The following is a 13,582-nucleotide window of genomic DNA, read 5'->3' as shown; positions in this document are numbered from 1 at the left end:
CACGGGGGTAGGCCAAAGGCCACTTATGAACTTTCAATTTCCGAGTCATTATGGAGTGGTCTAATGAAACCGGACACCCATTTAGGCGACAATGCTCGCCACAGAGAGATGTCTGATGACCAGGCGACAGCAAGCTCAGCGAGATATTAGCCTGTACCTGATGGATCATTACAACTGGATAAGACCCCATCAGTTCAACGATGGGCTGGCGCCGGCCAAAGTTGAGGAAAAACTCAAAACTGTGTCCGAGATTAGTTGACCACTACATGCGATCACAAGAAGCCCTCATGAACGTACAAATCGACATTCCCGCCGAGTTCGTCCAGTGCCTGGAGGGCCAGCGTGCTCATTTCGAGGCCAACCGCTTCCCCGACCACGCACAGCGCGTGGCCGACCTCAAATCACTGGTGCGCATGGTCGCGGATAACCGTGAACAGCTGGTTGAAGCAGTCAACCGTGACTACGGCTGCCGGTCGCGCTTTGAAACGCTGTTCGCCGAGATCGCCGTGACACTTGACGGCCTGCGATCGGCGATCAGACAACTGAAGAAGTGGATGAAGCCGCAAAAGCGTCACACCGACCCGCTGCAGTTGCCACTGGCCACGGCACGCCTTATTCCGCAACCCATAGGTGTGGTCGGTGTAGTGGTGCCGTGGAACTTCCCGATCGCCATGGCCATGCACCCTTTGACCTGCATCTTCGCAGCCGGCAATTCGGCCATGGTCAAGATGTCAGAGAACTCCAACCACCTGGCCCAGTTGCTGCGCCAGCTGACCCCGCACTATTTCCCGAAGGGCAAGTTGGCGTTTTTCGAGGACGGCGGTGGCCATGGTCCCGCCTTCACTGCGCTGCCGTTCGACCACATCTTCTTTACCGGCTCATCGGCCACTGGCAGAGCCGTCATGGCCAATGCTGCACGCAACCTGACCCCGGTAACGCTAGAGCTGGGCGGCAAGTCGCCGGCGGTCGTTGCGCCGGACTTCGCCATTGAAACCGCCGCAAAGCGTATTCTCTGGGCCAAGATGTTCAACGCCGGGCAAGTGTGCACCAGCGTCGATTATCTGTTCGTTCCAGAAGGCCAGGTTCAGGCCTTTATCACCGCGGCCAAGGCTTACGTAGCCCGGCATTACCCTGACATCAACCGTGGGGACTACACGGCGATCATCGATCAGCGCGCCTACGACCGCCTGCAGGCCTCGCTAGCCGACGCTCAGAACAAAGGCGCGCGCATCGTGCCCTTGTTGGAAAACCAGAAGCCGGATGCTACTCGGCGCATCATGGCGCCGCATATCGTGCTCAACCCGAGCGAAGCCATGGACGTGATGCAGCGCGAAATCTTCGGGCCGATACTGCCGATCAAAACCTACAAAACCCGCGAGGAAGTGGTGGCCTACATTAATAGCCATCCGCGGCCGCTAGCCTTTTACGCTTATACCCGCGATCGCGAGCTGGCCGACTGGTACATCTACAACACCTTGTCCGGCGGCGTAACGATCAACGACAGCCTGCTGCATGTGGGAGTGCACAGCCTTCCGTTCGGCGGTATTGGTAATAGCGGAATGGGCCATTATCACGGCTACGAAGGTTTCCTGGCGTTCTCCAAACTGCGGCCGGTGCTGTACCAGGGCCCGATACGCGGTATCGACATGTTGTTGCCACCTTACGGGAAATTGGCCGATCGGGTGGTTAACCTGTTGATCAGGATGAAAAGCGGATGAGGGTTTGATGGAGGAGGGCGCTGCACCTGCAATTAAAGCAATTATTTCGGATGACCCTATTCGGCGGAGGGTACTCGAAATAGTGCGGTCCTTGAACTTGTCCGACTGCTGGGTAGGCGCAGGTTTCGTCCGCAACGCGGTTTGGGATCATCTGCACGGTCGCAGTTCATCTAGGGTCTCAACAGACGTTGATGTTATCTGGTTTGATGCCAAGCATTGCACGCCCGAGCAAGATGAAGCCTTGGAGGCAGTGCTTAGATACGTAGACCCGAAGATACCGTGGTCTGTAAAAAACCAAGCCAGAATGCATGTCAAGAATGGCGATGAGCCCTATGAGTCGGCGACCGATGCAATGCGTTACTGGCCAGAAACTGCCACAGCTGTAGCGATTAGAGTGCAGGGGGACGGCAAAAATGAAATCACTGCCCCGTTGGGACTTGATGATCTTTTCGACATGGTAATCCGGCCTGCAGGGAGGTTCGCCACAGATAAAAATGCTATTTATCAAGATCGTGTCACGTCCAAAAACTGGTTGAAGGTTTGGCCAATGCTTACTCTCTAGGGCTACCTGACTGCGTCCACCGAGAAGGTGTGATGAGTAGTCGTGTGTTGAGCTAATCAGCGCCCTTTGCAAGCTGAAATTCTGTCTTCGTACAGAGCCTGGAAGGTCCGCGTTTGGGCCCGCGCTAGGGGCAACTGGTATAAATGCCAGTTTTAGAGACTTGAATATTGGCCGCACAATGGCGGCAGGTATGGGCAAAAGGTATAAGCGGCCATGCAAAGGATAGAACAACGAGACTTGGGGTGGGGTACGTTTACCTATACAGCTTACGGTTATCTGCAGAATGGGCTGGCTGCTTTGTTGGCGTTCAATGGCGAGTGGTGGGACGAGGGGCTGCAAGGCTATGCATTGGGTCATGGATATCGATTCTATTGCCCTGCATTGATGCGTTTTTCATGCCCGGATGTGTTGAGTCCGTTTGGTGAGGGCGGCTTGAACATGTATTCGTATTGTCAAGGGGACCCGGTCAATCGCGTAGACCCGACTGGCGGAGTAGCCATACCCAAAGGTATTCCGGGGCGGGCAAGGCAAGTGGCTCTGGTCGTGCCCCATAAAGGGACGCATTACGCCAGCTCCCCATCACTCAAAAAAGGGCCGGGGAAATATTGGAGTGAGGATATTGTTTACCCAGAGTTAAAAAAAGGACCGGGAAAATACTGGCATGCGAAGCCTGTTGGGAAGAGAACCTTCGAGGAGATCGACCCTGGCTCTACCAGGGGCGTCAGTGACGCACCTCCCGTCATGCAAGTCGCCGGTGTGAAGTCGCAAGGACCCACTATTGATGCACTTGCAGAGGGCTGGCGGGAGCGCAGGTACTATGAACACAGACCGGGCACGCAGCCGATGAGCCTCGAACAGATGACTCCCAATCACCAGCGGAACCACAACAGCCAGATTGCAGATCTTGAGCGCAATAGAGCGCGTATCAGGGAGCAAGAAGCACGCCGGGCAATAGTTATCCAGCATGCGGCAAACTGGAATGGGTGATTTCTTTGGCAAGGTGACTGTCAGAAACCTGCTTATCCGGCATGTGCTGGGGTCTGTATGTAAAGTCTTGAGATAAAGGTCAGGCAAAGCGAACGCAGCCGAGGAAGCGAGGTTTACGGGTTGTAAATGAGCTTTCCGAGGCTGTGTTCAACGCAGCATCCCAGCAAGGTCTGGTTTTCGGGATGGCAGGTGACAACAACGAGAGCGCTCGCATAATACTACATTTAACATAATATGCATTATGCGCACATTAGCATTTCCCTCTGAGGGATACCTAATGTACATTTCCGTCTCTGGAGTACCTCAAATACGTCCTTTCTCGCCACTCAAGCCAAGGATGCCATTTACTCATGGTTCACCACCCATCCGCAGACCAGATCATCGATCTTTACGATCGTCACGCGTCTACCTGGAACACCCTACGTGCCAACCACTTCATCGACCGCAAATGGATTGAACGCTTCGCTTCGTTACTGCCGTCAGCCGCCAATGTCCTTGATCTGGGCTGCGGCTCTGGCCAACCTGTAGCGCGTTACCTGGTAGAAATCGGCGCATCTGTCGTGGGTGTCGATGCGTCTGCGCACATGCTGGCGCTCTGTAGCGCGCAGTTGCCGGCGCAGGAGCAGACATGCGCACGCTTGCGCTGAACCGCCAGTTCGATGCGATTTTAGCTTGGAATAGCTTTTTCCATCTGACGCCCGATGATCAACGCCAGATGTTTTCGGTTTTCAGCCGCCACGCAGCGCCGGGTGCGTTGCTCATGTTTACAAGTGGGCCCTCACATGGCGAGGCATTGGGCGTATTTGAAAGCGAAACGCTGTATCACGCGAGCCTGGATCCGCAGGAATATGCCACGTTGCTCAAGAATCACGGGTTCGAGATACGGGAGCATGTCGTCGAAGACGCAGAATGTGGCGGTCATACTGTATGGCTTGGGCGCCGCCTACCCTGATCAGTAGGCGATTCGGTAATAACTATGCTAAATATTGATTTAGTTTAGTTATATACTAGGCTGCTGGTGATCTCTCTCACCCTGCGTGGGCGTCCAAGCCGCGCTGCACATACCAAGACAGCGGTAGCGTCAGTAGCAGAGTCGCGGCTAGCGCCATCACCGCCAAAGGGACCCCGATTAGGTCGCCAAGGCCACCAAACAACACCGGGGCCAGCGCCCCGCCGCCGATGGTGCCGGTATAGAATAGCGAGAAGGCCTGCTCGCGTTTGCCTGCCCCCGCCAGGTCCGGCACCGCACCGTAAAGCACGGACGATGTACCGTTCAGCGCCAGCCCTAGCAGCGGCAGCGTCACCATCAACCCCCCATAGGGCAGGAACACGGCCAGTACGACCAGGCTGGCCGTGGTGAACTCGGTAATCCACACGGTCTTCATCATGCCGATGCGGGCCCCCAGGTAACCGCACAGCAACTTGCCGAAAGCGCCGCCAACGAAAAGCAGGGTCAGTGCCAGGCCGATACCCGCGGTGCCGGCGCCCTTTGCCTTGAGCAGGAACGGCAGGAAGGTCAGGAAACCCATACGGACCGCACTGTCCAGGGTACCCGTGAGAATCAGTGCTCGCAGGCCGCCCACCGAGCCCTGCCCCTGCACAGGCCTGGGCGCCTTTTGCTGCATGGCCAGGGTGGACGCGCGAGATGGCATCAGCCACCACAGCGCCAACGCGGCGGCCAGCCCCAGGAGGCCGATCAGGGACACGCTGGCGCGCCAGGTGATTACCGTCAGCAGTAGCCCCACCAAGCCGGGAATCAGGGTCTTGCCGATGTCCCCGGCGAAGTTGTACTGGGACAGCGCCTGCTTGACCCCGCCGCCGGCCTCATGGGTGTCGGTGATGAGCGATGATGCCAGCGGGTGCTGGGTACTCGCCCCCAGGCCGCCCAGCAACAGCGCCAGGAGCAGCACCCCTAGCCCCCCGGCCTGCCCCGCCAGCAGGTAGGCCAGCCCGGCCAGGGCAGTACCACCCACCAGCAGGCGCTCGCGCCCCCAACGTTTGGCGCCGCGGCTGGCCAGCAACTGGAAGCCGGCCATCATCCCGGAATAAGCGCCGCGCAGCAGGCCGATCTGGGCGTAGCTCATTGCGAACTGCGATTGCCAGATTGGAAGCAGTACATAGATCACGTCGGTCAGGCCATCATGCACCGCATGGGCACCGCACCCGGCCAATAGGGAGCGGCGACGCACTGACACATCACCTGCAGGCAATGCCTTCGGTGAGGCGAAATGTTTCAGCTCATTCATCGTCGAGGCGTACTGCAAAGGTAAAGGGGGGCCAATTACGTACAGGATCGCATAAAGCATGATAGATGCCGTACAAGCTTCCAGAAATAGAGTCACTCCGCGCAAGCTGTCCAAAAAACTTTCATTTTTTTGTTGATCTACTTTGCCCTGCCCTCGCCTATCATCACGCACTGAGCACCTTTGATCAGGGTTGCGCGCAGGCGCTCACCGGGCTGTTTCCAAGCCGGAACCTATCACTCAACGCCGCAGTCTTTCGCCACAGATACCCCAGCGCTGGTCCCCAACCAGCCCCATCCCCGTGGCCCACTCGAGATCACGTCCTTGGAAAACCAAAGGCCCAACTCCCCCCACCGTTCGCTTGACTGGTTGAACTTCTTCCTTGCCGATGTGCGCGATGGCCTGGGGCCGTACCTCGCCATCTACCTGCTTGCGGTGCATCAGTGGCAACCGGCAAGCATCGGCCTGGTGATGACCCTGGCCGGTGTCACCGCACTGCTCGCCCAGACGCCCGCTGGCGCATTGATCGACCGCACGCCGGCGAAGCGAGCTGTGGTGGTCATCGCGGCACTACTGGTAACCGGAAGTTGCCTGGTATTGCCGTTTACTTCCTCCTTTACCTGGGTAGCGGTGACACAAACCATCAGTGCCTTGGCGGGCTCGGTATTTGCGCCTGCGATCGCCGCCATCTCGCTCGGTATCACGGGGCCGAAGGCATTTACCCGGCGCGTCGGTCGTAACGAAACCTACAACCACGCGGGCAATGCATCTTCGGCGTTGTTGGCAGGTGGCCTGGCCTACCTGTATGGCCCTGTGGTGGTGTTCTACCTGATGGGTGTGTTGACCGTGGCCAGCATCTTTGCGGTCAGCCGTGTGCCGGCAGCCGCCATCGATCACCAAGTGGCCCGTGGACTGACACATGCCGATAACGGTCAGGAAAGCCCTGCAGGCTTTGCGCTGCTGCTGCACAACCGTACGCTGCTGCTGTTCGCGGTGTGCTGCGCGCTGTTCCACTTGGCCAACGCGGCCATGCTGCCGCTGGTGAGCCAGAAGCTGTCGCAAGTGGACTTGCGCCTGGCTACGCCGCTGACGTCGGCGTGTATCGTTGCCGCACAACTGGTGATGGTGCCGATGGCACTGCTGGTGGGCGCCCGAGCCGAGCAATGGGGGCGCAAGCCGTTTCTGCTGGCGGGTTTTCTGATTTTGCCGTTGCGCGGCGCCCTGTACACGTTCTCCGACAACCCGTTCTGGCTGGTAGGTGTGCAACTGCTGGACGGCATTGGCGCTGGTATTTTCGGCGCGCTGTTCCCCATTATCGTCAAGGACCTCACCGAAGGTACCGGCCGCTTCAATGTCAGCCTTGGCGCGCTGACGGCAGTGTTCGGGCTGGGTGCAGCGCTGAGCCCTGGGCTTGCCGGGCTGGTGGTGCAGTCCTCAGGGTACAATGCCGCGTTCCTGACGCTGGCGGGGATCGCTGCGGTCGCGTTCCTGCTGGTACTGGTCGCGCTGCCCGAAACCAGCCCGCGCCGCAGCAGTGACACCCCTTCCCCCTCCATGCCCTCACCTGCCGGACACTGAACCACCCATGCTTGCAAGCGAACATTCAATGATCATCTGGGCGGTGGCCGCTTTGGCCACTGCCGGTGTCATCCTGCGCCCCTTTCGGGTTCCCGAGTATGTCTGGGCGTTGGGTGGCGCGATATTGCTGACGGTATTCGGGCTGATCAGCCCGCGCAGCGCCCTGGCTGCCGTGACCAAGGGCGGCGATGTATACCTGTTTCTGATTGGCATGATGGTGCTGGCCGAGCTGGCACGTCAGGAGGGCTTGTTTGACTGGCTGGCCCGCTATGCCGTCGGTCACGCCCGTGGGTCGGGCCAGCGTTTGTTCGACCTGGTGTTCCTGGTAGGCACGGTGGTTACCGTGTTTCTGTCCAACGATGCCACGGCGGTGGTGCTGACCCCGGCAGTGTACGCAGCGTGCAAGGCGGCCAAGGCCGAGCCTCTGCCGTACCTGTTCATCTGCGCCTTCATCGCCAACGCCGCCAGTTTCGTACTGCCCATTTCCAACCCGGCCAACCTGGTGGTGTTCGGCAGCCAGATGCCGCCGCTGCTCGACTGGCTCCGGCAGTTTACCCTGCCCTCGCTGGCGGCCATCGTCGTCACCTACCTGGTGCTGCGGGTCACCCAGCGCCGGCAAATCCGACAGCCACTGGCGCTGACGGTAGCCACCCAGCCGCTGTCGGCGGGCGCGCGGTTGTGTGCTGTCGGCATCGTGCTGACTGCCAGCTTGCTGCTGGTGGCTTCAGCCCTGGATCTGCCGCTGGGCCTGCCCACCTTTGGCGCAGGTGTTGCCACCACTGCACTGATCCACTTCCGCCAGCGGCGCAGCCCCGTGCCTGTACTGCGGCACGTGGCGTGGGGCGTGCTGCCTCTGGTGGCCGGCCTGTTCGTGCTGGTAGAAGCCGTCGCGCAAACAGGCGTTATCGAATACCTGGCCCATGCGTTGTTGCACATGGAGCAAGGCTCGCAAGCCAAGGCAAGCTGGGTGGCCGGGGTGGGTGTGGCGCTGGCCAGCAACCTCATGAACAACCTGCCGACGGGCCTGATAGCAGGCTCCATGGGCGATATCGTGCAACTGCCCCGGCAGACCACTGCGGCCCTGCTGATCGGTGTGGACCTGGGGCCCAACCTGTCGATCACCGGCTCGCTCGCCACCTTGCTCTGGCTGGTGGCGATTCGCCGGGAGGGTGAGTCGGTGAGCGCCTGGCGCTTCCTGCGCCTGGGTGTGCTGGTGATGCCGCCCGCATTGGCTGCAGCACTGCTGTGCCTGACCCTCTGACGCCTCGCGGCGAACGTGGCCTGCCTTAAAGGGCAGGCCTAGCCGAGCATTCGCACCGCGCTGACTGCGTCACACGCCTTGTCCAGGTCTTGGCCTGACAGAAACTGGGCGTAGTGGTCCTTGAGTGCCCCGTCCCAGCTGGCGACCTCCTCCAGCACCTGCTCCGCCTCTTCCCGGCCCAATGCGAAGTGCGCGTGGTGGCTCAGCAGGTTCGCCCGGTTTATCTGGCTGCCCTCACGGCCAACAGCCATGGCCAGGGTTTTCGCCGGGCCTTCGTCAAGCATGGGCAGTACGTCATACAGCGGGGACAGGCGCCATTGCCCGCCCAGCCAGATCACCGCATGGTTGCGTGGGTGGTCGTCCGAGTTGCCCACCAGCGCGTTGTAGCACATGCGCTTGAACAGCTCCTGCAGATCGGCTGCTGGCACCCCGCGCCTGCGCATCTCATCGGCCACGCCTGCATAACGCCAGTCCTTGTGGTGCGGGCCGTTCCATTCCGAGTCGAGCAAGGTCAGCGCGCTGAGCATGGGGATACGCCTGGCGCCCTGGTCAATCGGCGTACGGTCGAAGCGCTCCACCAGCAGCGTGGAGGGATGCTCGGCGTGCAGTGCAGTGCGGGCGACATGCAGCCCCTTCTGCGCGGCGAATGTCATGCAGGCATGTTCGATAGTGGGCAGGTCGTAGTGATCGAAGCGGTCCCGTGGTTTGGCCAGAATCAGCATGCCTTTATCCTGCAAGGTGCGTTTGGGCCGCGCGCCCCCCAAGGCGGAACGCTGTTGCCGGACGCTCAGCGCCGCGATGGCTTCGGCGTTCAGCTGGCCGTCATACACCGCTTCGCACGCAGCGATGAACCGTGCCAGGCCTTTCAGGCCGGGCACCGCCCCCTCGCCGATGCCTTCCGCCGGGGTATTGGCGCTGCCGGCCATCAGGTTACCTACTCGGTCGTTGTTGGGGGACTTGAGCAGAAAATCCAGCGTGCTCAGCTCCTGGCCATACACCCGGTGCAGCAGCCGTTCGCCCCAGCCGTCAGGCATTGCATCATTGATGAAACCAGGTATACCCCGGTTGCGCGTGATGCCGGTGTAGGGCTCCGCCCGCAGCGGGTAGTTGATCGGATCTGGCACCCAGTGGCCCTGGGCGACGTAATCTGGCGCATAGATGAACTCGCCGGCTTTGCCCTTGAGGGTCAGGCGGCCAAGCGTGACCACGCGCCCGGTGTCCGGGTGCTGCATGTAGATGTAGGCGCGCTGCATCAGAAATCCTCCGCCTTGGGCTTGGCCAGGCGTACCCGTCTACTGGCCAGGCTCTGCGCACCTTCGGCGCTCTCGGTGAAGCGGGTGACCTGAGAAGCCTGCTCCAGGCCCTCAAGCGATGTGAAGACGACATCGCTGATGCCCAGGCGCCAGAGCACGAGCATGAATGACCGCAGGTCGACCTGTTCGGAACCGCTCTCGATCTTGCGCAGCGTATGCGCCGACACGCCAATCGCCGCTTTGATATCAGCCTGCCGCAGGCCAAGCGCCAGGCGGCGGGCCTTGACCAGCAGCCCGATTTTCCCAAGCGTATCCGCGCAGGCAACCGGAAAGAAATCCAGCATAACTGTCACCTTCGTCGACCTTATGGTGCACAAGGCTAACGCTGGCGTGCTTTAAAGGAAAGCAATGAATGCTTAAGGTTAACCACAGTCAGCCTTATGCTGAATAAAACCTATGGTCATGAGCGTTAAAAACTATTCCAGGCCTCCAAAACGGCTGTAGAAACTTTCACTCACATCCGGCAACGGCCCGTCTGCCGTTTCCAGTGCAGTGTTCAACCACTGCTCAGCCTTGGCGAATACCAGCCGGTAAAGGTTGCGGCACAGCTGGCGGGCGGCCCTGCCTTCCCAGTCGCCTGGCAGCAGCTCATCCGGCAATTGCGGGTCGCGCAGCAGCAAGCGGCGGTACTCGTGAATCAGCAGCGTGCGCGCCAGGAAGCAGTCCTGGGGATTCAGCTCGGGCTGTTCCTTCAGGCTTTGCCACAACGGCCTGAACAGCTGGATGAACTCACTGTAATGCTGGCCAAGCTCTTCGATACGCCAGCTCTCGCGCACCTGGGCCCGCATGGCCTTGGAGGCCAATACTTCCTGGGTGTGGGTTTCGAAGACGATGCTGTCATCCACGGCGTCCAGCTCACGCAACGTGCCCGCAAGGTCAGTACGGTCCGCACGGGGGCACCCGAGCAGGTTCGGCGCCATCAACCCGTAGCCCTGCCACTCAAGCTCCTCCCTGACCGCTTTGCGCTTGGCGGCGTCGAGCTGGGACAGCAACACCAGGGTCCAGGCGCCGTCCCAGGCTGGCTGGCTGGGACTGTATACCCGTTTGAACGCTTTTTCGAAGCGCCGCCGACCGGTGCCGGTAAGGCTGTAATAGCTACGCCGGCCAACCTTCTCGGCGGTCAGCCAGCCTTCTTTGGTAAGCCGGAAGATGGAGGTGCGGATCAGCCGCTCATTGATCCCGATGGGTTCCAGCAGGTTGATCAGGCTGCCCAGCCATACCGTGCCGCCATGGGGCTCGATGGCATCGCCGTACAGCGTGATGATCAAAGAGCTGGCGCGGATTGGCGTCTGCTGCTGAAAGCGGGTGACCAGCGTGTTGAGGGGGGCAAGAGTGCTCATGGATGGACTGTGCGCAGATAAAGCCGTGACTATACCTGCGCTGCGGCCCGCGTGGCCATTGCGGGGGCTGGCAAGGCTCATGCCGGCCCCCGGCCTTTGGGGCGCAGCCCATCATCGGCCATGCGTGGGCGTTGTGCCTCAGCCTGGGCCAGCGGCGTGCATTCTACCAACCCCTGCATGCAACGCAGGGTCAGTTGCTGGTACTGCGCCGTGCCACGCTGCTTCCAGGCCAGTTCCTCGTCAGTCAGTGCACGCTTGACCTGCGCAGGTGAACCCATCACCAGGCTTTGCGCAGCACTCTGGAAGCCCGCCTTGACGAAAGCAGTGGCCGCCACGATGCAGCGTGGGCCGATACTGGCACCGTCCATCACCACCGCATTCATGCCAATCAGCGCATCCTCGCCCACCCGGCAGCCGTGCAGCACGGCGCCGTGGCCGACATGGCCGTTGCGTTCGATCACCGTATCGCCGCCCGGGAAGCCATGCATCACACAGGTGTCCTGCAGGTTGGCGCCCTCCTCGAGCACGATACGGCCAAAGTCCCCGCGCAGCGAGGCCAGGGGACCGACATAGCAACCGGCCCCGACTATTACGTCACCGATCAGCACCGCGCTGGGGTGCACATACGCACTGGGGTGGACGACCGGTGTAAGACCGTCAAGTCGATAGCAAGGCATTGTAATACTCCTAAAACCTAGATGTATTAAGCAATCTTGTATCACGTCTTAAGGCGCGTCAACGTTGAGGTTTTCAGCGTAACTGCGAGGTGAAGATCTGAATTTAAGCCTTGAAGCCGCACATTTTGTCGATTAAGCGATGCGATTAAGGGATACGAAAATACAATTTCGACGTTGATTGTTGGTATCGCATGTGACATATACTTGGTCACCGAGGCCGCCACCTGCGTGTGACGCTCCTGCAAACAACTCCAATAAAAGCCGGTGCCTTGACGCGCCGTGCGTGCAGCCCGAGGAACCCGACATGCCGCGATACCTTGACGTGCAGCCACCTGTAAACGGCGTCCAGTTGGTCACCCTGCAACGTCCAGACGCCCTGAACGCGTTGTGCACCGCACTGCTGGCGGAACTTGCTGCCACCCTCGAAGCCGCTGCACAGGATGATCAGGTGGCGGCCGTGGTCATCACAGGGAGCCTCAAAGCCTTCGCTGCCGGCGCCGACATCGCGGAAATGGCTGAACGTGACCTGGTGGGCATGCTCGACGACCCCCGCATTGCCCACTGGCGCACCATCGCGGCATTCCCCAAAGCGCTGATCGCTGCCGTCAACGGCTACGCCCTGGGTGGCGGCTGTGAGCTGGCCATGTGCGCGGACATCATCGTGGCAGGCAGTGATGCCCGCTTCGGCCAACCGGAAATCAACCTGGGGATCATGCCCGGTGCCGGTGGCACCCAACGCCTGCTGCGCGCCGTCGGCAAGCCCCTGGCCATGCAAATGGTGCTCACCGGCGAGCCCATCAGCAGCCGGCATGCCCTGCAAGCCGGGCTTGTCAGTGAGGTCACACAGCCCGAATTCACCGTGGAGCGGGCCCTGCACATCGCCCGCACCATTGCCGCAAAGGCGCCCCTGGCTGTGCGCCTGGCCAAACAAGCCCTTCTGCAGGCCGGCGACACCGACCTGGCCAGCGGCCTGCGCCTGGAACGCCAGGCCTTCACCGTGCTGGCGGGCACCGCCGACCGGGACGAAGGTATCCGCGCCTTCCAGGAAAAACGCCAGCCGCACTTCCAGGGCCGCTGAAACACTACCCGCCACCGACGGAGCGAGTCTGTCATGCCTTTCCAGCACATCGTGTTTGCCATTGAGGACGGCGTAGCCCTTCTCTCCTTCAACCGCCCAGAGCAGCTCAACAGTTTCAACACGGCCATGCACCTGGAAGTGCGCGAAGCGCTCAAACAGGTGCGCCACAGCAGCGAGGCCCGCGTGTTGCTGCTGACTGGCGAAGGCCGCGCGTTCTGCGCGGGCCAGGACCTGTCCGACCGTAACGTGGCACCAGGGGCCGACATGCCTGACCTGGGTGAGTCCATCGACAGGTTCTACAACCCGTTGGTGCGCACCCTGCGCGACCTGCCCATGCCGGTCGTGTGCGCCGTTAACGGTGTCGCCGCCGGGGCTGGAGCCAATATCCCGCTGGCGTGCGACCTGGTACTGGCAGCCCGCTCAGCCAGTTTCATCCAAGCCTTCTGCAAGATCGGCCTGGTGCCAGACTCGGGCGGCACCTGGCTGCTGCCGCGGCTGGTCGGCATGGCACGGGCCAAGGCCCTGGCCATGCTGGGCGAACGCCTTGGCGCAGAGCAGGCCGAGCAGTGGGGCTTGATCCACCGCGTGGTGGACGACGCCGCGCTGCGTGACGAAGCGCTGGCCCTCGCCCGCCAGCTGGCCACCCAGCCCACCTACGGTCTGGCCCTGATCAAGCGCGGGCTCAATGCCAGTTTCGACAACGGGTTCGACGACCAGCTGCAGCTGGAGCGTGACCTACAGCGCCTGGCCGGCCGCAGCGACGACTACCGTGAAGGTGTGAACGCGTTCATGAACAAACGCACCCCTGCGTTCAAGGGGCGCTGA

At 60.9% G+C, this 13,582-nt stretch carries 14 protein-coding genes and 1 pseudogene; 10 read left to right on the top strand and 5 right to left on the bottom strand.

Annotated features, from left to right (window positions below; all coding sequences use genetic code 11):
- Window positions 1–127: 127 nt before the first annotated feature.
- The 6 genes and pseudogenes from IAE38_RS12865 to IAE38_RS23885 all read left to right on the top strand — a co-directional run.
- Window positions 128–259 (top strand): annotated as a pseudogene (locus IAE38_RS12865) (IS3 family transposase); the annotation flags it as partial.
- Window positions 260–287: 28 nt separating this feature from the next.
- On the top strand, window positions 288–1,718 hold the full coding sequence (locus IAE38_RS12860; RefSeq protein ID WP_201163353.1) for a coniferyl aldehyde dehydrogenase: 1,431 nt from the start codon (window positions 288–290) through the stop codon (window positions 1,716–1,718).
- A 7-nt stretch (window positions 1,719–1,725) separates the two neighbouring features.
- Window positions 1,726–2,280, top strand: coding sequence for a nucleotidyltransferase family protein (locus IAE38_RS12855; RefSeq protein ID WP_201217859.1), 555 nt, complete (start codon window positions 1,726–1,728; stop codon window positions 2,278–2,280).
- A gap of 213 nt (window positions 2,281–2,493) precedes the next feature.
- Window positions 2,494–3,267 (top strand): RHS repeat-associated core domain-containing protein, encoded by a 774-nt coding sequence (locus tag IAE38_RS12850; protein ID WP_201217858.1) that lies wholly within the window; start codon window positions 2,494–2,496, stop codon window positions 3,265–3,267.
- 350 nt (window positions 3,268–3,617) lie between these two features.
- Window positions 3,618–3,914 carry a class I SAM-dependent methyltransferase gene (locus tag IAE38_RS23890; protein WP_236403977.1) on the top strand — a complete coding sequence of 99 codons (297 nt, stop codon included), beginning with the start codon at window positions 3,618–3,620 and terminating at the stop codon, window positions 3,912–3,914.
- Window positions 3,896–4,219: a class I SAM-dependent methyltransferase gene (locus IAE38_RS23885; RefSeq protein WP_236403974.1), complete on the top strand. Its 324-nt coding sequence runs from the start codon at window positions 3,896–3,898 to the stop codon at window positions 4,217–4,219. Before IAE38_RS23890 ends, IAE38_RS23885 begins: the two co-directional genes overlap by 19 nt.
- Before the next feature lie 76 nt (window positions 4,220–4,295).
- Here IAE38_RS23885 and IAE38_RS12840 read toward each other — a convergent pair whose 3' ends face one another.
- Window positions 4,296–5,513 carry an MFS transporter gene (locus IAE38_RS12840; RefSeq protein WP_201217856.1) on the bottom strand — a complete coding sequence of 406 codons (1,218 nt, stop codon included), beginning with the start codon at window positions 5,511–5,513 and terminating at the stop codon, window positions 4,296–4,298.
- 321 nt (window positions 5,514–5,834) lie between these two features.
- Here IAE38_RS12840 and IAE38_RS12835 point away from each other — a divergent pair, with 321 nt between their 5' ends.
- Window positions 5,835–7,088, top strand: a complete 1,254-nt coding sequence (locus IAE38_RS12835) for an MFS transporter (RefSeq protein ID WP_201217854.1) — start codon at window positions 5,835–5,837, stop codon at window positions 7,086–7,088.
- A 7-nt stretch (window positions 7,089–7,095) separates the two neighbouring features.
- Window positions 7,096–8,349: an arsenic transporter gene (locus IAE38_RS12830; RefSeq protein WP_201217853.1), complete on the top strand. Its 1,254-nt coding sequence runs from the start codon at window positions 7,096–7,098 to the stop codon at window positions 8,347–8,349.
- Between the two features lie 38 nt (window positions 8,350–8,387).
- On the opposite strand, the gene IAE38_RS12825 is transcribed toward IAE38_RS12830, so the two are convergent.
- From IAE38_RS12825 to paaY, 4 genes are all read right to left on the bottom strand, one after another.
- Window positions 8,388–9,602: a type II toxin-antitoxin system HipA family toxin gene (locus IAE38_RS12825; RefSeq protein WP_201217851.1), complete on the bottom strand. Its 1,215-nt coding sequence runs from the start codon at window positions 9,600–9,602 to the stop codon at window positions 8,388–8,390.
- Window positions 9,602–9,946 (bottom strand): helix-turn-helix domain-containing protein, encoded by a 345-nt coding sequence (locus tag IAE38_RS12820; protein WP_201212511.1) that lies wholly within the window; start codon window positions 9,944–9,946, stop codon window positions 9,602–9,604. The genes IAE38_RS12825 and IAE38_RS12820 overlap by 1 nt, the downstream gene beginning before the upstream one ends.
- Window positions 9,947–10,078: 132 nt before the next feature.
- Window positions 10,079–11,002: a phenylacetic acid degradation operon negative regulatory protein PaaX gene (gene paaX / locus IAE38_RS12815; RefSeq protein WP_201163344.1), complete on the bottom strand. Its 924-nt coding sequence runs from the start codon at window positions 11,000–11,002 to the stop codon at window positions 10,079–10,081.
- A 77-nt stretch (window positions 11,003–11,079) separates the two neighbouring features.
- Complete coding sequence (gene paaY, locus IAE38_RS12810) at window positions 11,080–11,679, bottom strand: phenylacetic acid degradation protein PaaY (RefSeq protein ID WP_201163343.1); 600 nt, start codon at window positions 11,677–11,679, stop codon at window positions 11,080–11,082.
- 304 nt (window positions 11,680–11,983) lie between these two features.
- Here paaY and paaF point away from each other — a divergent pair, with 304 nt between their 5' ends.
- Together paaF and paaG are read left to right on the top strand one after the other, a co-directional pair.
- Window positions 11,984–12,757, top strand: coding sequence for a 2,3-dehydroadipyl-CoA hydratase PaaF (gene paaF, locus IAE38_RS12805; RefSeq protein WP_201217849.1), 774 nt, complete (start codon window positions 11,984–11,986; stop codon window positions 12,755–12,757).
- Between the two features lie 33 nt (window positions 12,758–12,790).
- A complete protein-coding gene (paaG, locus tag IAE38_RS12800) occupies window positions 12,791–13,582 on the top strand; it encodes a 2-(1,2-epoxy-1,2-dihydrophenyl)acetyl-CoA isomerase PaaG (protein WP_201163341.1) in 792 nt (263 codons plus the stop codon).

It is taken from the genome of Pseudomonas sp. S32, from assembly GCF_016648095.1.
In the GTDB taxonomy this organism is placed as follows: Bacteria; Pseudomonadota; Gammaproteobacteria; order Pseudomonadales; family Pseudomonadaceae; genus Aquipseudomonas; species Aquipseudomonas parafulva.
Note: the sequence above shows the minus strand (reverse complement) of the source record. Positions and strands in the feature narration are given on the sequence as shown.